Origin of the sequence: Prosthecobacter sp. (assembly GCF_044222345.1) — a bacterium.
Taxonomy (GTDB): Bacteria; Verrucomicrobiota; Verrucomicrobiia; order Verrucomicrobiales; family Verrucomicrobiaceae; genus Prosthecobacter.
The window spans coordinates 74,518-94,249 of record NZ_JBGANL010000008.1; the positions used below are offsets into that span (position 1 = coordinate 74,518).

The window sequence follows — 19,732 nt, forward strand, 5'->3', positions numbered from 1 at the left end:
CATGGCTGCGCCGGCACTAAACCGGCGCGCTTTGCTTTGGACTCTGACAGACGCGCCCTCAAATCTCGCGGCGTGAAAAAGGCTGCGAAACGTCAACCGCCACACCCATCCGGGCGTGCGCGGGGGGATGCACTCGGTCTGGTGGATCTGACCCTGGCTTCGGCCGAATTTAAGCGAAAGCTGGGCGGAAAGGAAGTCGTGCTCGACCACGTCACACCGCAGGCCTTCGGCTTCGCGGCGGCGCTCATGGTTCGGCACGCGGAGAAGACTATGCCCGGGTGTCGCGTTTGGATCTTGTGCGCGGACGTGAAGACGCAGGATCACGTGCATGCGGAACTCGGTGTGTGGCAGTGTCCTGCCTTGTATTTCCCACGCCTTGGGCAGGTGGTGAACGATGCCTTGATCGATCCTGAACTGCTGGCGGAGCGCGCGGGTGTGCTTGGCCGCATGATGGAAGGAGATGCGCCGGTCATGGTGCTGTGCGCGGAAAGTTTGGACGAGCCCGCGCCTGCCCTGGCTGAAATCTCCAGCCAGCGCCGCATGCTCAGCGTCGGCGCGAAGCTGGATGTGGAGGCCCTCCTGCGCGATCTGAGCGAGGCCGGCTATGAACGTGTCCCCGTCGTCACCGAGCGCGGCCAGTTCGCACGCCGTGGCGGCATCGTGGACTTTTTCTCCTGGCAGGCGGAGGAACCTCTGCGGCTGGAGTTCTTCGATGACGAGATCGAATCGATCCGCGCCTTTGATCTGCACAACCAGTCCTCCATCAAGCGGCTGGAGAGCGTGGGCGTCATCCTGCAGATGAATGACAATGCCGAGGAGGCTTCGCGGGTGCGGGAGCATCTGCATCAGGACGACTTCATCGTTGCCATTGATTGCGATGCCGCGGCGCAGGCGCGCATCCTCAGCGGCGCCGCTCCCGTGGAGGGCTTGGAGGATTATTCAGCGGCGATTCATGAGAACCCGCTTGGCGTCTTCGATGCATCCGACTTCGTGCTGCATGAAGCACGGCGTGAGCACTTCGCCCGGCAGATTCGTGAATGGCATGGTGATGGCTGGCGCACCGTCATTTTCTTTCATAACGAAGCTGAACGTGAACGCTTCTCGGAACTTCAAAGCGGCCTTCCTGCCTCGCTAGAAACAAAGCTGGGTTTGTTGTACCGCGGCTTCACCGTGCCGGCGGCCAAACTGGCGGTGCTGACCGGGGCGGAAATTTTTGGCCGTCATCAAAACATCCGCCGAGTGCGCGGCTCGAAGCTCGATGAAGCCGAAGTGCTGCGCAAAGCGCGCGATGTCATGCGCGACTTGCGTGAGGGCGACATCGTCGTGCATGCCGAGCATGGTGTCGCCCGCTTTGGCGGCGTCGAGGTGCGTGATTCAGGCAAGCGCGAGGAGGTGCTCGTGCTGCATTACGCCGAAGGTGCCAAGCTCTTCGTGCCGGTGGCCCACACGCATCTGGTCACACGCTACGTTGGCGTCGGCGGCAAGGCTCCCGCCCTCAGCAAGCTCAGCGAAGCGCGCTGGCAGAAGACGCGCAAGAGCGCGGAGAAAAGCGTCGAGGACTTCGCCGTGCGCATGCTCAGCGTGGCGGCGGAACGGCAGACGCTGAAGGCGTACTCCCACCAGCCAGACACGAAGTGGCAGGTCGAGTTCGAGGAATCATTTTTGTACCGCGAAACTCCAGACCAGCTCCGCAGTGTGGAGGAAATCAAGCGCGACATGGAGGCCGAAAAACCGATGGACCGTCTGCTCTGTGCCGACGTCGGCTTCGGCAAAACCGAGGTCGCCATTCGTGCGGCGTTCAAGGCCGTCATGGGTGGACGTCAGGTGGCCATCCTCGTGCCCACCACGGTGCTGGCACGCCAGCATTGGGAGAATATTCGCCAGCGCATGAGCGAGTTCCCTGTGTCCGTGGAAATGCTCTGCCGCCTCACACCGCCCAACCGTGAACGAGAGATCCTGCGGGGCATCACCGAGGGGACGGTGGACATCGTTGTCGGTACGCACCGCGTCATTTCCAAAGATGTGCGTTTCAAAAATCTCGGCCTCGCCGTGATCGACGAGGAGCAGCGCTTTGGCGTGAAGCACAAAGAAAAATTCAAGGACCTCTTCCGCCTCGTCGATGTGCTCACGCTCAGCGCCACGCCGATTCCTCGCACGCTTTACCTCGCGCTCATGGGCATGCGTGACATGAGCACCATCGAGACTCCGCCGCCGAACAAGCAGGCCGTGCAGACCATGATCTGCCCCTACGACGAGCGCACGATCAAGCAGGCTGTCGAGGCGGAGATCGAGCGCGGCGGGCAGGTTTTCTTCCTGCACAACCGCGTGATGACCATCGAAAAAGTCGCGCAACGCATCCGCGACCTCTGTCCGAAGGCCCGTGTGATCATCGGCCATGGCCAGATGGACAGCGAGCTGCTGGAGGATGTGATGCACACCTTTGTCGATGGCGGGGCGGATGTGCTGGTTTGCACCACCATCATTGAAAGCGGCGTCGATATCCCCAATGCCAACACCATCATCATTGATCGCGCAGACCGCTTCGGCCTCGCTGATCTGTACCAGCTGCGCGGGCGTGTCGGCCGTGGTGGTGTGCAGGCCTACGCCTACCTGCTGCTGCCGCAGGATGCGGTGACCGCAGGTGATGCGCGCAAGCGCGTGAACGCCATCAAGCAGTACGCCGGCCTCGGCAGCGGCTTCAAAATCGCGCTGCGGGATCTGGAGATTCGCGGCGCGGGCAACCTCCTCGGCACCGAGCAGAGCGGCCACATCGCCGCCGTCGGGTTTGATCTCTACTGCCAGATGCTCAAGCAAAGCGTCGCCCGCATGCAGGGCCGCCGCGTGGCCCGCCCGGTCGAAGTCGGCCTGCGCACCGACTTCCTCGTCATGAACGAGGCCATGATGGTCCAGGCCGCCAAAACCGCCACACCGGCCTTCCTGCCCTCCACCTTCATCGAAGATCTCAAGCTCCGCATCACGGCCTATCGGCAGGTGGGCGAGATCATGACCCGCAAGGAGCTTGAGGAACTGGAAGGCCAGTGGCGTGACCAGTTTGGCGAAAAACTTCCCCATGCCGTGCAGAACCTGCTCACCTGCGCCGCCATCCGTCTCGCTGCGGCGCACGCCGGCATCAGCGATGTCGAAATCAAAGAGCGCAAGCTCATGCTCACGCGCAATGGCAAGTTCGTCATGATCCAGGGCAAATTCCCGCGCCTCGGCTCACGCGAAGGGCACAAGCAGCTCGCTGAGACGCTGGAGATGCTGCGGACGCTGTGATCAGGCCTGGCTCGACAGCACCGTGTCGAATAACGTCTTCGCAGTGGCATCCCCAAGCTCGTAACACTGCTTGAGCCTTCCCGGAAAAAACGGCGAAGGGCGTGAATGATTCGTCGTGATGATGGTGAGCTTTTTGCCGTGCAGGCGCGCCAGTTCAATGCGGTCGTTCAGAATCTGGCGGTTCATCGATGCATGCGTCGCGGCGATGGTGGCCAGCAGGCGTCTCAGAGGCATCAGCGGCGGCTTTCCACTCGGCTGGTCGATACGGTGAATGATGATGTGATCGATGTCGTCATCCACAAACCAGGGATCAATCGGCGACTCATGCGCAACACCACCGTCAGTGCACAGGCGGTTTTCAAACTCAAGCGGCGTGAAGAGCATCGGCACGCAGGAGCTGGCAGCCATCGCCGTGGCCAGTGGCCCGCTGCGAACGAAGAGGGTCTCCTGTTTTGACAGGTCGCTCAAAGCGATCAGCAATCGGGGGTTCGACAGAGTTTCGATGGTCCGCTTGCCGACGACCGACTCAAAATGGGTGATCGCCCCCCGTGCGTCGAAGAGACCGGGATGACGGCAAAAGAAGCTGCTGATGAGCTGGTGCCAGAGCCACTTGGTGCGCCTGGCGAAAGACAGATGAAGGCGCGGACTGAGCACTGCCTGCCGGATGACTTCCTGCTCCAGGCCAGCCGCGTAAAGACCTGCGGTGATGGCACCTGCTGAAGAGCCCGAGACAGCGACCGGACGCACCCCCAGCGCATGCAGTCGCGCCATAAATCCCGCATGCGTGGCATAGCCCATGAAAGAGGCTCCGAGCGCGATGGCGATGCGCGGTGGTGAACTCATGCGCACTGTGCCTCCGGCGATAGGATGGCAGCATGCCTGACGCGCAGAAACAGCACGCCTCCGATGATGCCCCAGAAAAGATTGAAGATCCACCCCGCCAGGGAGGCGGAAATGCCCACGGCCTCGGGTACATTGGCCAGGCCTGCCAGCAGCGCCTCAAAGGTGCGCTCACGCACGCCGAGCCCGGAGATGGAAACCGGCAGTGACGCCGCTGCATCGACGATGGGCATGGCCGTCAGCACATCCAGCACAGGTGCCACGCCGCCCACTGCGCGCAGGCCGCAGTAAAAGCTCATGAAAAAGGCCGCATGCATGCCTGTGGAAACGACCGCGGCCGAAAGCGTGCGCTGCCAGAGCCGGGCGGCCACTTCATGAATCCGCGAGAGGCGTGCGATAAGGCTGGCCAGCCTGGGACTGCCCATGGTGCGCGGGAAAGCGCCCCGTCCCCACGCCAGCAGGCTGGGCTTGAAGGAAAACCAGCTGATAATGAGGCCAACAAGCGCCCCGCCAACATACATGGCATAACCGGTGATCAGCATGCGCAGATCATAGCCGATTTCATTCCAATGCGATGCCCGGGCCAGCATGCAGGCCGCAAACAAAACGGCCACGGAGATAAGTCCTGTGAGATGATCCAGCACGAGCGACACGCTCACCGGCATTGTCTGTCCGGGCAGGCATCGTGACAGCGCCATGATTTTATAGGTGTCGCCACCCACCACGCCGACGGAGCTGATGTTGAAGAAAGCGCTGATGATTTCCGTGCGCAGCACAATGCTGAACGGCAGATCGGGCACCTGGCCGCTCAGAATGATGTGCCAGCGCACGGCGGCCAGAAACAGGGAGAGAAACGCAAAGGCAATCCCGGCGCTCGTCCACGGCCAGTTCGTCAGCAGGGCCCGCAGGCGTGGTGCGATGTCGGAGATGAGATCATGCTCCCGAAACAGCAGCGCAAGCAGCGCTCCGCTGATGAGCAGACGCAGGGAAATGGAGATGAGGCGTTTCAAAACGCAGGGCTAGGGCAGGGAGGTCACGCCGCCGCCTTCTGATCCACGGCCTCGGCGATCGTGTTCACACTTTGCAGAATGCGCTTGGCCTGGTCCTGATCGGCCATTTTGTAGCCAAAGTGTTTTTCGATCATCACCACGAGCTGCAGGGCGTCCACGGAATCGAGGCCGATGCCTGCGGGTCCGAAGAGAGGGGTGTCATCGCCGATTTCATCTGCGGCCATGTCGAGCATGAGTTCGCTGATCATTAGTTCCTTGAGGCGCTGGCGGGTCGGCATGTAGGGGATACGTTTCGTAGGGTCCAGAGGGTAGGCTAAAGGAGGCCTCCGTCAATTTTTAGGGTCGAACCAGTGATATAGCTCGCATCCGGGCTCGCAAGGAAGAAAACCGCCGCCGCAATCTCCGCCGGCTTGGCAAAACGCCGCATCGGGAGCTGCATTTTGAGCGTCTTGAGGTGTTCCGGGGTCCAGTCGGCAGGCAGCCCGCCTTCAATATAGCCGGGGCAGACCACATTCACGGTGATGCCCATTCGGGCGGATTCCTTGGCCAGACTCTGCGTCAGGCCTATCACGCCAGCCTTGGCGGCGGCGTAGTTGGTTTGTCCCGCCGGCGAAGAAATGGCGCTGAGCGAGGCGATGTTCACGATCCGCCCCTGCCGCTCCCGCATCATTCCCGGTAAAACCGCCTGGCAGCCGTGGAAGACGGCGTTCAGATTGGCGTCCAAAACCCGTGACCACTGATCCTGCGCCATGTTCGCCAGCAGCGCGTCTTCATGAAAGCCCGCGTTGTTGATCAGGACGCTCACGGGAGCCGCCATACTCTCGATTTCAGCCAGGGCTGCCTTCCAGGCGTCTGGAGAGGTGATTTCGAGCGTGATCAAGTCCGCCCGGCCAGGAAATCGCGTCGCAAGCTCCTGCGCCCGCTCACGCCGCTCCCGCACCCCGAGAAACACGCGGCAGTCCTCTTCCCGTGTCAGGAAAAATTCGGCGATGGCCAGGCCCAGCGCTCCGTTCGCGCCGGTGATCAAAATACTGCGATTCATCGTGAAGCATTGGAGTTCGCCGGGAGGAGTTGCAAGTCACTTCCTCGCCCCGCTCCAGACCTGTGGGGATCTCACTCCCGGCCGCGCCTCACCGCCTGGGATCACGATGTGCTCCTGCCAGCGCACGGCATTGGTCGTGACGAGCGAAAAGGGCACTTCACCCGCCTGGCTCCACGTTTGCGTTTTCACCTCGAAGACCAGAATGGACCGTGGGAAGCCCGGATGCTTTTCCTTGGGCTCAAAGTTCACGTTGGCCCCGTCATCACCGCCCAGGATGTAAATCCTGTCCCCGATCACGGGCGCAGGATTCGGAGCCGCCACGGCGACGCGGGGCATGTCGGGCAGTTTTTTCCAGCCCGTGGCCGGTGCGTAGCACCACGCATCATTCAGCCATTCGCGCTCAGGTTTGCCATCCTTTCCCGCATGCAATGCCGCACCGCCAAACAGGTGCACCACACCATTCACAGCAGCCATGCAGGCCAGGATGCGCGCTTTGCCAGGGCAGGGGGGCAGCACCTGCCACTCAGCCCCGGGTTGTTTCAGATCGAGCGACCAAAACGTGCTCAAGGCCGTGGTGGCCGCCGGTGTTTCGATGCCTCCGGCAATGTAGATCACGCTCTCGCTCTCACAGCCGCACATGAAGGCGCAGGGTTTCGGCAGCGGTGGCAGTTTGGCGTCCTTGTTCACCCAGAACACCTCACGAAAATGCTCCGTGGCGTTGCCTCCCCCGAGGATGATCCAGCCGGCGGGCGTCGTGATGCTCACCCCGTAGCCATTGGCTGTCGGCAGCTTTCCCGCCACCTTCCAGGCTCCCTCTGGCTGCTCCAGCGCGAACAGCGTGTCATACCAGACCTTCGTCCCGCCTTCCCAGGGCATTTTGTCGGTGAAATGCGTGCCTCCGCCGACCATGAGCGTGCCATCCACCACCCCGGCAAATGAACCGGCGAAACCGCGTTCATCGGGCAGGGCAGGCAGACGCGACCATTGCAGATCGGCGGCGGAGGCCGTCAATGTGAGGGACATCAGGCATAGCAGCGGGCGAAGCATGACCGGCACATAACGTCGTTTTGATGATAGTTCCGGCACATTGAGTGCTTATTTTGGATTCACATGCTCACCATTTCTGGAAAATCTCACGGCAAGTTCTGCGACGGCGTCTCGCGTCGCGACTTCCTGCGCATCGGCGGACTCGCCATGGGCGGGTTGTCGTTGCCGGAATTGCTCAAGGCAGAGGCGGAGGCTCGCACGGGCCGCAGCTTCAAATCCGTGATCATGATCTACATGTGCGGCGCCCCGCCGCACCAGGACATGTATGATTTGAAGATGGACGCGCCGCTGGAGATTCGCGGCCCCTACAAACCCATCAAGACCGCCGTCCCCGGCATCCACATTTCTGAGCACGCTCCCCGGCTGGCCAAAATCATGGACAAGCTGGTGCCGATTCGCAGCATGTACGGCTCGCCGAACGGTGCGCATGACAGCTTCATCTGCTACACCGGCAAGCCCCCGCCGCCAAACGGTGGCGGTGCCCCTGTGGGCCGTCTTTCGGACCCTCCCTCCTTGGGCGCGGTCGTTTCCAAGCTCAAAGGTCAGGCGGATCCCGCCATGCCTGCCTTCATCGGTCTCGCTCCCAAGGCCGGACATCCGCCCTATGGTTCGCCCGGCCATCCAGGCTTCTGCGGCAACACGCACGCCGCCTTCCGCCCCAACGGTGCGGGCATGGAAGATCTCCAGCTCAACGGCATCACACTCGACCGCCTCGAAGACCGCCGCTCACTGCTCACTGGCTTTGACAAATTCCGCCGTGAAATCGACGCCAGCGGCCTCGTTGGCAGCATGGACGCCTTCAATCAGCAGGCCCTGAACGTGCTGACCTCCAGCAAGCTCCTCGCCGCGCTCGATTTGAATCAGGAGAGCGTCCAAACCCGTGAACGCTACGGCAAGGGTGATTCGAAAAATTACGGTGACGGCGCTCCTCTCAATCTTGAGCACTTCCTCCTCGCCCGCCGTCTCGTCGAAGCCGGTGCGCGTGTGGTGACGCTGAATTTCGGCCGCTGGGACTTCCACGACAACAACTACCCGCAGCTCCTCCGCCATCTGCCGCTTTTCGATCAGGGCATGAGCGCTCTCGTCGAAGATCTCCATCAGCGTGGTCTCGACAAAGACGTGGCCGTTGTCGCCTGGGGCGAGTTTGGCCGCACGCCGATGGTGAACAAAGATGGGGGCCGTGACCACTGGCCTCGTGTCGGCGGTGCTTTGCTCGCGGGTGGCGGTTTCCGCACCGGCCAGGTCATCGGCGCTACGGACCGTCTCGGCGGCGAACCCACCGAACGTCCTGTCCATTTCGGCGAAGTCTTTGCCTCGCTTTACCAGCACATGGGCATTGATACCGTGAAGACCACGCTCAATGATTTGACCGGTCGTCCGCAGTATCTCGTCGACGGCTGGTCGCCGATGCCGGAGCTGATTTGAGGTGGAAGGCGGCTTGCCCATGCCCCCTTCAGGCATTACGGGTGGCCATGTATCCAATCAAAACGACGATCCCGGAAGGGCTGGTCCTCAAAGAAGGTGATGAGGCCGATTTGCGTGTGGTGATTCAGGATGGGGCGATTGTGGTGACCAAAATTTTGCGAATCAAATCTGCAGCGGATGTGCCGGCCGCTGATCACACGATCAAGCTGGGTGTCTGGAACCGGAAGTAGTCTGTTTGGAAAGTCTTGGCGTTAGCGGGCGTATTCCCATGCGCATGTCCTTGCCGCATCCAGCACATCCCGTTTCCCGCCGTGAAGTGATTCAGGCCGGGGCGGTGGGGCTTCTGGGCCTCGGCATGAATCACCTCAGCGCCCTTCAGGCGATGACCGCGGCTACGCAGCCGCCACGGGCAAAGTCCGTCATCTACATCTTCCTTTCCGGCGGGCTCGCGCAGCATGAGAGCTTCGACATGAAGCCTGACGCGCCCATGGAAATCCGGGGTGAGTTCAAGCCCATCCGCACCCGCACACCGGGCCTGCACATCTGCGAGCACCTGCCCAATCTCGCGCGCATTTCGGAAAAGTGGTCGCTGGTACGTTCGCTCACCCATGGCAGCAATGATCACTCGCTGGGCCATCACATCATGCTCACCGGCCGCAGCGATGCGCCTCTGGGATTCGATCCATCGAAGCCCAAGAAGTCCGATCATCCCAGCATGGCCGCGCTGGCCACCGCGCTGCTGCCAAAGCGCAAAGACAACCTGCCCCCTGCCATCGTGCTGCCAGACAAGCTCGTGCACCGTGAAGGCCGCACGCTTGCCGGACAGTTCGCAGGCACGCTTGGCGCTCAACATGACCCATGGTTTTTGGAGATGTCGCCCTACCACCCCAAGCACTACGGCGCCTATCCCAAATACCTCTTCCATCACGAGCGTGGTTTGGAAACGGATACCACCCTGCGCTTTCAGGCCCCGCATCTCTCGCTGCCGCAGGGACTCACGCTGGATCGCGTGATGGACCGCGTCTCACTCCGCAATGCCTTGGAGCAGCAGACCAATGATCTCACCGCGCTGGCAGGTGATGAAGCCTTTGATTCCACCCGGCAGGCGGCCATCGGCCTGCTGAGCAACCGCAAGGTGCATGACGCCTTCAGTCTGGAAAAAGTCGATCCCAAGATGCTCGACCGCTATGGTCGTCACAGCTTTGGCTGGTCCCTGCTCATGGCCCGCAGGCTCGTCCAGAGCGGCGTGCGCATGGTGCAGGTGAATCTCGGCAACAACGAGACCTGGGACACGCACCAGGCCGCGTGGGGAAATCTGAAAAACTACCTGCTCCCGCCGATGGACCAGGCCCTGAGTGCTCTGCTTGAAGATCTCGACGCCAGCGGTCAGCTGGATGAGACCCTCATCATCATGGGCGGCGAGTTTGGCCGCACGCCCAAAATCAAGAGCATCTCCGCCACCGCCCTGCCGGGCCGTGATCACTGGGGCCACGCTCAAAGCATTCTTCTCGCCGGCGGTGGTATCCAAGGCGGTCGTGTCATTGGCTCCACCGACAAAATCGGCGGCTATCCCGTCAGCGATGCACAGACGCCCGAAAATCTCGCTGCCACGATCTACGAAGCTCTCGGCCTGTCACGCGAAACGATCTGGAAGGACTTCACCGGCCGCCCCCACACGCTGTACATGGGCTCGCCAATTTCAGGGCTGATTTAACACATCAGGGTCGTTTGAGTTTGTTCCAGCCTCCGGCGCGCTGCTTTGGCAAAGCCCGCCACTCCGGCACCTGTGCGAGGGTTTGCTCCATCAAGTCGGCGCATTGCTCCGCGATCGTCACCAGCGTCTCCCGCATGCCCGCGCTCTCGGCCATTTCGATCATCGCGGCAAACTCCAGCCCGCCGCTGACGCGCTTCGCCTCCTCGCTTTCACGCTGCACCACACGCAGCACGTCGGTGGTGTGATAAGGCAGCCAGCGACGGTTTTCGGCGAGCACGGCCGCTAGCAGCGATTGCAGCTCTGGCTTCCAGCCTTGATCAAAAAGTTGCGCGAGATCGCCACGCTTGTCGCCCACACGCATGTAGTGCGGCTGGATCGGCTCCACCGGAGTCGCCGCCATGTCACGGAAAGTTTTGACCCAGTCGATGCCCAGCTCGCCGCCAATCGTGTGAAACGTAAACTGATCCTGCACGATACGGTTTCTCGGCGTGTAAACACCATCCAGCAGATGCATGCGAATGCCCGGCTGGACCGACTTGATCAACGAATCACCGACGATGTGTACCATCCAGCCCAGCGCATAGGCCAGGCCGCGCTCAGAGCCCATGTCATCGCGAATCGCCCGGGCGCAGTAATCCGCCAGATGGTCCCAAGGCACGCGCAGATTCACCTCCGGTTTCGCCCAGCCAAACACGAGATGTGCACGGCCATAAAACAGCTCGTGAATCTCTTTGGGCCGGTATTTGCGCCCGTCATGCTCCAGCATCCAGGGCTTCACCGCGCCGCCGGTGATCGGGCTTTTTTCCAGCGGCACCGTGCCAAAGCCCACTTCGCGTCCGGTATCGACGCAGACCGCTTCCGGCATCACCTGGATGTCGCAGCCGAGATACGCGCCGCAGAGGAAGCTTGGCAAATTTCGCTCAACAGGCGGAGTGATGGGCAGCCCTCGTCCTTTCGCGGCTTTCAGCGCGAGGATGCCATACATCGTGTGTCCGATCAGTCCGCTCATGTTGGAACCAAACGCACTCTGTATCACCGGTCTGGCAAGAGTCCCATCCCTCGCCCCGTAGGTTTGGGGTCCTCCACCCAGCCATGCTCAATCTCTACTCACATCCCAGCGGCGGCTATTGCGATGGCGTGTCACGTCGAAACTTCCTCAAGATCGGCGGACTCGCCATGGGCGGGCTGTCGTTGAATGATGTGCTGCGTGCCGAGTCCGTGCAGAAGACCGGTAAGTCGCACAAGGCGGTGATCATGATCTTCCTGCCCGGCGGACCGTCGCATCAGGACATGTTCGACATGAAGCCGGACGCGCCGAGTGAGATTCGCGGCGAGTTCAAACCGATCTCCACCAACGTCCCCGGCATCCAGATCTGCGAGCATCTGCCGCGCCTCGCGAAGATGATGGACAAGTGCACCCTCATTCGTTCGCTCGCCGACTGTGACTCGCGCCACGATGCCTTTCAGTGCCTCACCGGTCGCAACTCCAAGCAGCAGCCCCCCGGTGGCTGGCCTTCGCTCGGCTCCATCGTTTCCAGGTTGCAGGGCAGCACCAATCCTGCCATGCCGCCCTTCGTCGGCCTCTCCCCAAAAATGGGCCACATGGAGGGCGCGCACCGGTGAGCCGGGTTTCCTTGGCGTCTCGCATGCTCCTTTCCAGCCAAATCGCGGCGGCGGCACGGAAGACATGTCCCTTCGTGGCATCACGCTCGATCGTCTGCGTGATCGCAAGTCCCTGCTCTCCAGTTTTGACGTTCTTCGTCGTGACCTCGATGCCACCGGCCTCATGGGCGGGGTGGATGTGTTCAACGAGCAGGCGCTCAATGTGCTCACCAGCCCAAAACTGCTTCACGCCCTCGACTTGAGCCGTGAAGATCCGCGTGTCGTCGAGCGCTACGGCAAAGGCGAAAACCGCAATCGCGACGACGGCGGCCCTCGTTTGCCCGAACATTTCCTTGCTGCTCGTCGTCTGGTGGAGGTAAGCGCGCGCGTCGTCACGCTCGCCTTCAGCCGCTGGGACTACCATTCCAACAACTTCGGCCAGCTTCGCGAAGACCTGCCACTGCTCGACAGCGGACTTTCCGCCCTCATCGCCGATCTGCATGAGCGGGGCATGGACAAGGATGTCTCCGTCGTCGTCTGGGGTGAATTTGGCCGCACTCCGCTGATTAACGCCAATGGAGGCCGCGACCACTGGCCGCGCGTCGCATCGGCACTCCTCGCCTGCGGCGGCATGCGCCACGGGCAGGTCATCGGTGCCACCGACAAACAAGCCGGCGAACCCACCGAACGCCCCGTCGCCTTTGGTGAAGTCTTCGCCACACTTTACAAGCAGATGGGCATTGATGTCACCAAAGCCACCCTCACCGATCTCACCGGCAGACCGCAATATCTCGTCGATAGCCATCTGCCGATGGCCGAGCTGGTTTGATCGAAACAAGGGGTAAAGCTCGGACCAGCGCCCCCTTGGGTTCTTCAATGAAGGGCGCTTCAATCGTAATTATTGCCATCATACTTTGTTTGTTACGACAAAAATTGTCCTTCCACCCCGTAGGTTCTTGCTGTCATGACCTTCTCACGCCTTACCCTCATCGCCGCACTCTCTGCCGCCGCACCTTGTTTTGCGGCCGAAGCTTTGCGCCCGCTGAACTTTGCCAACGACATCGTGCCCATCCTCACCAAGGGCAGTTGCAACTCCGGCGGCTGCCATGGCAAATCGGGCGGACAGAACGGTTTCAAGCTCTCGCTCCTCGGCTTCGAACCCCAGGAAGACTATGAGCACATCGTCAAGGAGGCGCGTGGACGCCGCGTGTTTCCGGCATCGGCGGAGCAAAGCCTGCTGCTGACCAAAGGCACCGCCCAGCTCCCGCACGGCGGCGGCAAGAAGCTCGATCCAAAATCCGAGGACTACGCCGATCTGGCGCGCTGGATTCGCGAAGGCATGCCCTATGGCAAGGACAGCGACCCCAAGATGGCCAGCATCAGCGTTGAGCCCTCGAAGCTCACCATGCCGCTCAAAGGAGCGCAGCAGCTCAAGGTCACCGCACATTACACCGACGGCAGCACCCGTGACGTCACCAAGCGCGCGCTGTATGAAGCCAACGAAAAAGCGATGGCCGAGACCAGTGAAACCGGCCGCGTGCAGCTTTTTGACCTCCCCGGTGATGTCGCCGTGATGGTCCGCTACCAGGGCAAGGTCTCCACCTTCCGCGCCACCGTTCCTCTCGGTGCCCCTGTGGAAAAACTGCCTGCCTCCCGTGGCTTTGTGGATGATCTCGTCTTCGCGAAATTGAAGACCATCGGCATGCCGCCGTCTGAGATCGCAGACGACGGCACCTTCATCCGCCGTGTCACGCTCGACATCACCGGCCGTCTTCCCACCGCCGCAGAAATGAAGGACTTCATGGCCTCCAAAGATGCGGCAAAACGCAGCGCCCTCATTGACCGTTTGCTCGACAGCCCCGACTACGCCGAATACTTCGCCAACAAGTGGAGCGCCCTCCTGCGCAACCAGCGCACGCAGCCCACCTTCGCGCGCGGCAGTTATCTCTTCTACTCGTGGATTCGTGACAGCATCGCCGACAACAAGCCTTACGATCAGTTCGTGCGCGAGGTCGTCGCTGCCTCCGGTGATCTCGATCAGAATCCTCCCGTCGCCTGGTATCGTCAGGTCAAGGAAATGAAGCAGCAGATGGAGGACGTTGCGCAGCTCTTCCTCGGCACGCGCATGCAGTGCGCGCAGTGCCACCATCATCCTTTCGAGAAGTGGAGTCAGCAGGACTACTACGGTTTCGCCGCCTTCTTCAGCAACGTCAGCCGCAAGCCCTCGACTTTTGCCGGTGAAGAAATGATCTTCAACAAGCGCGGTTTGGCCCAGGCCACGAACATTCGCACCAAGGAGGCCGTCACCCCCACCAGTCTTGGCGGCCCTACATTGAAGCTGAAGCCTGAACAGGATCCACGCCGGGCGCTCGCCGAATGGATGAGCCAGAAGGACAATGCGTTCTTTGCCCACACGCTGGTGAATCGTTACTGGAAGCATTTCTTCAATCGCGGCCTCGTCGAACCCGAGGACGACATGCGCGAGACCAATCCGCCGGTGAATCCCGAGCTTCTCAGCGCCCTCGCGGCCGATTTCGTGAAGAGCGGTTACGATCTGAAGCAGCTCATCCGCACCATCACCAACTCCACCACCTACCAGCTCAGCGCCGTTCCAAACACCTACAACGCGAAGGACCGCCAGAATTTCAGCCGCTACTATCCAAAGCGTCTCAATGCCGAAGTCCTCTACGATTCCGTCAACACGCTGCTCGATGTCCAGACCAGCTTCGCCGGTCAGGCCCCCGGCACGCGCGCCGTCGCCCTGCCGGACAACAGCTACAACCAAACCACCTACTTCCTCAGTGTCTTCGGTCGTCCCGATTCCTCCAGCGCCTGCGAGTGCGAGCGCACCCAGGAGGCCAGCCTCGCGCAGAGCCTGCACCTGCTGAACGCCGCCGAAATCCAGACCCAGCTTTCACGTGGCAACGGCCGTGCCGACACCCTCACGAAGGACACGCGGCCTGACGATGATAAAATCACCGACCTCTACCACATCGCGCTCAGCCGCGACCCCAACGCCGCCGAAGTCAAATTCGCCCACACCCATCTCGACAAGAAGACCGCAGGCAAAACGGGCGATGAAGCCTTCAAAGGCAAAAAGGAAGCCTATGAGGACATCCTCTGGGCGCTGCTGAACACGAAAGAGTTTCTCTTCAATCATTAAGCGCTCGTGCCATGCCTTGCTCCAATTTTCAGTTCTCAGTTTTGACTCGTTACACTCGCCCTTCGGGCTGCCTTCGGCAGTCTATCTCCGCTTCGCTCCGGTTCAGTTTACAATGTTCAGTTCTGCTGGCCTTCGCTGCTCCAGCGTTCTCTCAGGCCACCTTTCCGTCTCCCACCCTGACATCGATTTCTCCTCTCGGGGGAAAACCCGGTGCCACAGTCGAGCTCACCCTCCGTGGCGCAGACCTCGATGGCCCGCAGTCGATCCTGCTCAACGAGCGCGCCATCCCGATCAAGAGCACCAAGCCGAATCTCATCAGCCTGACGCTCCCCGCAGACCTGAAGCCTGCCATCTACGATTGCCGCTTCGTCGGCCGCTACGGTGTCTCCAATCCACGTGTCTTTGAAATCAGCACGCTCGACGCCGTCGAATCCCCAGGGGCAAACGCCAAGCCCGACAATGCTCTCAAAGTGGCGGTCGGTTCCGTCATTCAAGGGGCCTTCAAATCCAATTCACCGCATTGGTTCACGTTCGAAGCCAAAAAAGGCCAGTCCATCATCGCCAGCTTCGATGGCCGCCGCTTTGACACTCGCACCGAACTCTTCGGAGTCATCACCAGCACCAATGGCAAAGAACTCGCCCGCATGCGCAATGGCGTCATGCGTTTCGTTCCTCCCGCCGATGGCGCTTACCGTATGCGCCTCAACGAACTGATGTACCGGGCCGGCGATGATTACGGCTACCGCATCACTCTTTCATCCGCAGCCCCTCCGGCTCCTCGCACCGTCAAGCTTGAGGCCGTTTGCCCCATCCAGATCGGCCAGACTGTTCGGGACTCCTTCCTATCCCAGGGCCTGCCACAAATCTTCGATCTGCCATTCAAGGCGGGCGAAAAATTCATCATTGAGGTGCACTCCCATCAGCTTGGCCATGCCACCGATCCGCATCTGGTCATTGAAAATCTTGCTAAAGATCCGGCAGGCAAAGAAACGCTCAAACCGCAGGCGGAAGTCGCTGATGCACCGGCCATCGTGCCCGCACCCAGTATCAACCTCCCCAGCCGCGATCCCTCGTATGCCTACGAAGCCAAGGCCGATGGCACCTTCCGCATCACCCTCAGCGACAACTTCGCCTCCACCCAGCCCTATGAGCTGCGCATCCTCAAGGAAGCGCCGCAGCCCGCATTGCTGATCGCCCTCAATCCCATCCTGCCTGGAGCCAAGACCAAAGGAGGCGAGATTGGCAGCGCCAATGTCCCGCGCGGAGGCATCGCCGCGCTCGAAATCATCGCCCCCAATCGCAATGCCCTGAGCACTCCTCTTGAGCTCAAGGCAGACAAGCTCCCTGCGGGCGTCACCTGCCTCGGTGGCTTCATCGGCAAAGGGCAGTCTCTGGGTTACATCGCGTTTCAAGCAAGCGCCGATGCCCCTGCCGGCGCCGCTCTCCTCAGTGAAATTCCGCAGAGCCGCTTCGTGTGCTTCGCAGTGGCTGACGCCGCCCGGGAAAACGTCCTCTACCGCACCACTGGCGCGCCCGCCCTCGGTGTCAGTGCACAACCCTCTCCTGCGTTCGTGCAGACGGAAAAGACCGACATCCTCGAAGTCGCTGCGGATGCCAAACTCGAAATCGCCCTCAAAGTCACCCGCCACGCCGACTTCACCGAGGCTCTCAAGCTCAAAGCCCTCGGCCTCATCGACGTCGCCAAAGCCCCTGAAGCCGACATCCCTGCCAAATCCGCCGCTGGTAAATTCACGCTCGATGTGAAAGCCCTCAAGCTCGCTCCCGGGGATTACGGCTTCATCCTCCAAGGCCCGGCAAAGATGAAATTCCGCCGTGGCCTCGAAGAACTCAAAGCCGCCGAGGCAGACGCCAAAAAAGCCGTTGAAGTGCAGGCCGCTGCCAAGAAGCAGCTCGACAGCGCGAATGCAGACGCCACGCCGAAAAAAGCCGAACTCGTCAAAGTCGCCACCGCTGCCCTCAAGACGGCTGACACCACGAAAGCCACCGCTGACAAGCTCGTCAAAGACCTCACCGCGAAGTCGGCTCCCAAAGAAGCCACCTTCATTGTCTATTCCAATCCCATCCGCATCCGCGTGAAAGAGGTCGCCAAAAAATGAAAAAGGCCCTGTCATTCGTCATCCTGAATTCGTCTTTCGTCATGGCCGCGGCTCCCACGCCCATCGACTACGACCAGCAGATCCGTCCGTTCCTGAAGGACAACTGCATCGCCTGCCATAACAAGACCACCACCAAGGGCGGCCTCAACATGGAGACGCCCGAGCTCATGGCCAAGGGCGGCGAGAGCGACAAGGGCATCATTCCCGGCAAAGGCGCAGAGAGCGTCATGTATCAGGCCGCGGCTCATACCTGGGATTCCGAGATGCCGCCAAAGGGCAACAAAGTCGGTGCCGTGAATCTCACCCCGGAGCAGCTCGCACTCTTCAAAGCGTGGATCGACCAAGGCGCGAAAGCCTCGCCCAAAAAAGTGCAGGTCATCGCCTGGGAGCCGCTGCCAGCCGGCTTGCAGCCCATCTATGCCATCGCCGTTGCACCCTTGGGGGACTTTGCTGCGGCAGCTCGTGCCAATCAAATCAGCATCTACCATCTGCCCACCCAGAGTCTCGTCACCAAGCTCACGGATGAAACCTTGCTCAAAACCGGCCTCTACAAACAGCCCGGTGTCGCCCATCGCGATCTCGTTCAATCGGTCGCATTCAGCCCCGATGGCACACGCCTTGCCACCGGCAGCTTTCGCGAGGTGAAACTGTGGAAGCGCAGCTCCCCCGCAGCTCCCACCTACGCCCCCTCTGCCAAATTCACCGCCACGCAGGAAGCGGACAACTCCATCAAGCTCACCGAAACCGCCGGCGGCAAACTCATAGCCCACATCAAATCCGATCTCGCTACCGAGCAGGCCTTGGCTCAGCGTACACTCACCGCCGTGCGTGCTGCGCTGGAAGAGACTTATCAGGGGGCGGCCATCCGGACGGCGGAGAAAGCTGTCACCGAACAGACGGATCGCTTGAAGAAAGCGAACGAACTCGCCGAGCTCGCCAAAAAGGCCCTCGAAGACAAGAAGAAGGACATCAAGCCCAAGGAGGACGCAAAAATCGCCGCCGATAAAGCCGCCAAGGAAATCGCGGATGAAGTGGCCAAAGCCAGCGCTGGCAAACCAGATGAAGCTTTGGCCCAAAAGCAGGCTGCATCACAGGCCACTCTCGCCAAAGCCGCAACCGACCTTGCTCAAACTCAGGCTGCTCTCCAACGCGCTGAAGCAGCCATGGCGACCGCTGCCGCCGAAATCAAACTTGCCGCCGCCAGCGATGCCAAAAAGGCGGCTGCGTTGACCGAGCTCGTGGAACTCGCGAAAACGGGCCTCGATGAAAAGCGGAAGTCTCTCAAGCCCAAGGAAGATGCCAAAGCCGCTGCAGAGAAAGCAGCGAAGGAAATCGCGGATCAAATCGCCAAGGCTCCCAAAGCCAAACCCGACGAAGCACTGGCCAAAAAGAACACCGATGCCCAGGAAAAGGCCACGAAGTCCGCTGCGGATCTCAAACTCGCACAGGAAGCCTTCACTCGTGCTGAAGCCGCGATCACCGACACGGCGAACGAAATCAAACTCGTCACCGAAAATGAAGCGAAGGCCAAACAAGCCGTCGTTGATGAGAAGGCTCGCCTGGAAGTCGTGAAAAAGGAGGCGCTGAAAGCGAACGCTGATCGCGACCTCATTGCCAAAACTCTCACCACCAGCCTCAAGAAAGCCAAGTCACTGCAGTTCTCCGCAAACGGTCTCGAACTCATCGCCGAACAGGACAGCGGCCCGCCGCTCGCCTGGAGCACCGTGAATGGCAAACCCATCGCGCCGGGTAGCACGAGTGCGACGTGGACCCTCGAACGCACCTTCGGCACCGGCGATGGCAATTCCCAGCTCACCGACCGCGCCAACAGCCTCGCCTTCAGCCCCGACGGCAAAACGCTCGCCATCGGCAGCGGCGAGCCTTCCCGCAGCGGTGACATCACACTCTGGGACGTGGCCACGGGTAAGCTCACCACGAACTACGCCGAACGCCATCTCGACAGCATCTTCGCGCTCGACTTCTCACCCGATGGCAAGCTTCTCGCCTCCGGCGGTGCGGACAAAGCCGTTCGCATCACCGACTTGAGCACAGGCAAAGTCGTGAAAGTGTTTGAAGGTCACACCCACCACGTGCTCGGCCTGTCATGGCGCGCCGATGGCCGCGTGCTGGCCAGCAGTGGCGCCGACAACGTCGTCAAAGTTTGGGACTGGACCACTGGCGACCGCCGCAAGAGCGTTGATGGCTGGGACAAGGAAGTCACCGGCATTCACTACCTCGGTGCCGCAGATCAGATCGCCACCAGCGCTGGGGATACCAAGCTCCGCCTCATCACCAGTGACGGCGGCGAGGTGAAAAAACTGGCTGGTAGCACGGGCTTCCTCCAATCGCTCGCCACCAGCAAGTTCGGTGATGTCGTTCTCGGCGGCGATCAGGATGGCAACGTCCGCGCCTGGGATGTCGCCACGGCAAAGGAGATCGCAGTCTTCAAGCCCTGATCGCAGATCAAGCACCCATGGAGCGCGAACTTCAGTCCTC

At 61.0% G+C, this 19,732-nt stretch carries 13 protein-coding genes and 1 pseudogene; 8 read left to right on the forward strand and 6 right to left on the reverse strand.

Annotated features, from left to right (window positions below; genetic code table 11):
• Positions 1 to 72 precede the first annotated feature (72 nt).
• Positions 73 to 3,276 (forward strand): transcription-repair coupling factor, encoded by a 3,204-nt coding sequence (mfd, locus tag ACILSL_RS06835; RefSeq protein WP_395731254.1) that lies wholly within the window; start codon positions 73 to 75, stop codon positions 3,274 to 3,276.
• Here the strand turns inward: mfd and ACILSL_RS06840 are convergent, their stop codons facing one another.
• The 5 genes from ACILSL_RS06840 to ACILSL_RS06860 are packed head-to-tail and all read right to left on the reverse strand — an operon-like array spanning position 3,277 to position 7,191.
• Complete coding sequence (locus tag ACILSL_RS06840) at positions 3,277 to 4,119, reverse strand: patatin-like phospholipase family protein (RefSeq protein WP_395731255.1); 843 nt, start codon at positions 4,117 to 4,119, stop codon at positions 3,277 to 3,279. It abuts the gene before it with no gap.
• Positions 4,116 to 5,126, reverse strand: a complete 1,011-nt coding sequence (locus tag ACILSL_RS06845) for a lysylphosphatidylglycerol synthase transmembrane domain-containing protein (protein WP_395731256.1) — start codon at positions 5,124 to 5,126, stop codon at positions 4,116 to 4,118. The genes ACILSL_RS06840 and ACILSL_RS06845 overlap by 4 nt, the downstream gene beginning before the upstream one ends.
• A 23-nt stretch (positions 5,127 to 5,149) precedes the next feature.
• Positions 5,150 to 5,404, reverse strand: coding sequence for a phosphopantetheine-binding protein (locus tag ACILSL_RS06850; RefSeq protein WP_395731257.1), 255 nt, complete (start codon positions 5,402 to 5,404; stop codon positions 5,150 to 5,152).
• A 35-nt stretch (positions 5,405 to 5,439) separates the two neighbouring features.
• On the reverse strand, positions 5,440 to 6,168 hold the full coding sequence (fabG, locus tag ACILSL_RS06855) for a 3-oxoacyl-ACP reductase FabG (protein WP_395731258.1): 729 nt from the start codon (positions 6,166 to 6,168) through the stop codon (positions 5,440 to 5,442).
• A 36-nt stretch (positions 6,169 to 6,204) separates the two neighbouring features.
• Complete coding sequence (locus tag ACILSL_RS06860; RefSeq protein WP_395731259.1) at positions 6,205 to 7,191, reverse strand: galactose oxidase; 987 nt, start codon at positions 7,189 to 7,191, stop codon at positions 6,205 to 6,207.
• Between the two features lie 87 nt (positions 7,192 to 7,278).
• Between ACILSL_RS06860 and ACILSL_RS06865 the strand changes: the two genes are divergently transcribed.
• Genes ACILSL_RS06865 through ACILSL_RS06875 form a run of 3 tightly spaced genes read left to right on the forward strand, consistent with a single transcriptional unit; the run spans position 7,279 to position 10,354 of the window.
• On the forward strand, positions 7,279 to 8,640 hold the full coding sequence (locus tag ACILSL_RS06865; RefSeq protein WP_395731260.1) for a DUF1501 domain-containing protein: 1,362 nt from the start codon (positions 7,279 to 7,281) through the stop codon (positions 8,638 to 8,640).
• Between the two features lie 47 nt (positions 8,641 to 8,687).
• The gene (locus ACILSL_RS06870; RefSeq protein ID WP_395731261.1) at positions 8,688 to 8,870 is read left to right on the forward strand and encodes a hypothetical protein; all 183 of its coding nucleotides are present in this window, start codon (positions 8,688 to 8,690) and stop codon (positions 8,868 to 8,870) included.
• 44 nt (positions 8,871 to 8,914) lie between these two features.
• Positions 8,915 to 10,354 (forward strand): DUF1501 domain-containing protein, encoded by a 1,440-nt coding sequence (locus ACILSL_RS06875; RefSeq protein ID WP_395731262.1) that lies wholly within the window; start codon positions 8,915 to 8,917, stop codon positions 10,352 to 10,354.
• Between the two features lie 4 nt (positions 10,355 to 10,358).
• Here the strand turns inward: ACILSL_RS06875 and ACILSL_RS06880 are convergent, their stop codons facing one another.
• Complete coding sequence (locus tag ACILSL_RS06880; RefSeq protein WP_395731263.1) at positions 10,359 to 11,363, reverse strand: hypothetical protein; 1,005 nt, start codon at positions 11,361 to 11,363, stop codon at positions 10,359 to 10,361.
• A gap of 290 nt (positions 11,364 to 11,653) precedes the next feature.
• Here ACILSL_RS06880 and ACILSL_RS06885 point away from each other — a divergent pair.
• From ACILSL_RS06885 to ACILSL_RS06900, 4 genes and pseudogenes are all read left to right on the forward strand, one after another.
• Positions 11,654 to 12,785 (forward strand): annotated as a pseudogene (locus ACILSL_RS06885) (DUF1501 domain-containing protein).
• A gap of 135 nt (positions 12,786 to 12,920) precedes the next feature.
• Positions 12,921 to 15,119: a DUF1549 and DUF1553 domain-containing protein gene (locus ACILSL_RS06890; protein ID WP_395731264.1), complete on the forward strand. Its 2,199-nt coding sequence runs from the start codon at positions 12,921 to 12,923 to the stop codon at positions 15,117 to 15,119.
• Positions 15,120 to 15,160: 41 nt separating this feature from the next.
• Complete coding sequence (locus ACILSL_RS06895) at positions 15,161 to 17,236, forward strand: hypothetical protein (protein ID WP_395731265.1); 2,076 nt, start codon at positions 15,161 to 15,163, stop codon at positions 17,234 to 17,236.
• Entirely contained in the window at positions 17,233 to 19,692 is a 2,460-nt protein-coding gene (locus tag ACILSL_RS06900; protein ID WP_395731266.1) for a c-type cytochrome domain-containing protein, read from the forward strand. The genes ACILSL_RS06895 and ACILSL_RS06900 overlap by 4 nt, the downstream gene beginning before the upstream one ends.
• The last annotated feature ends 40 nt before the right edge of the window (positions 19,693 to 19,732 follow it).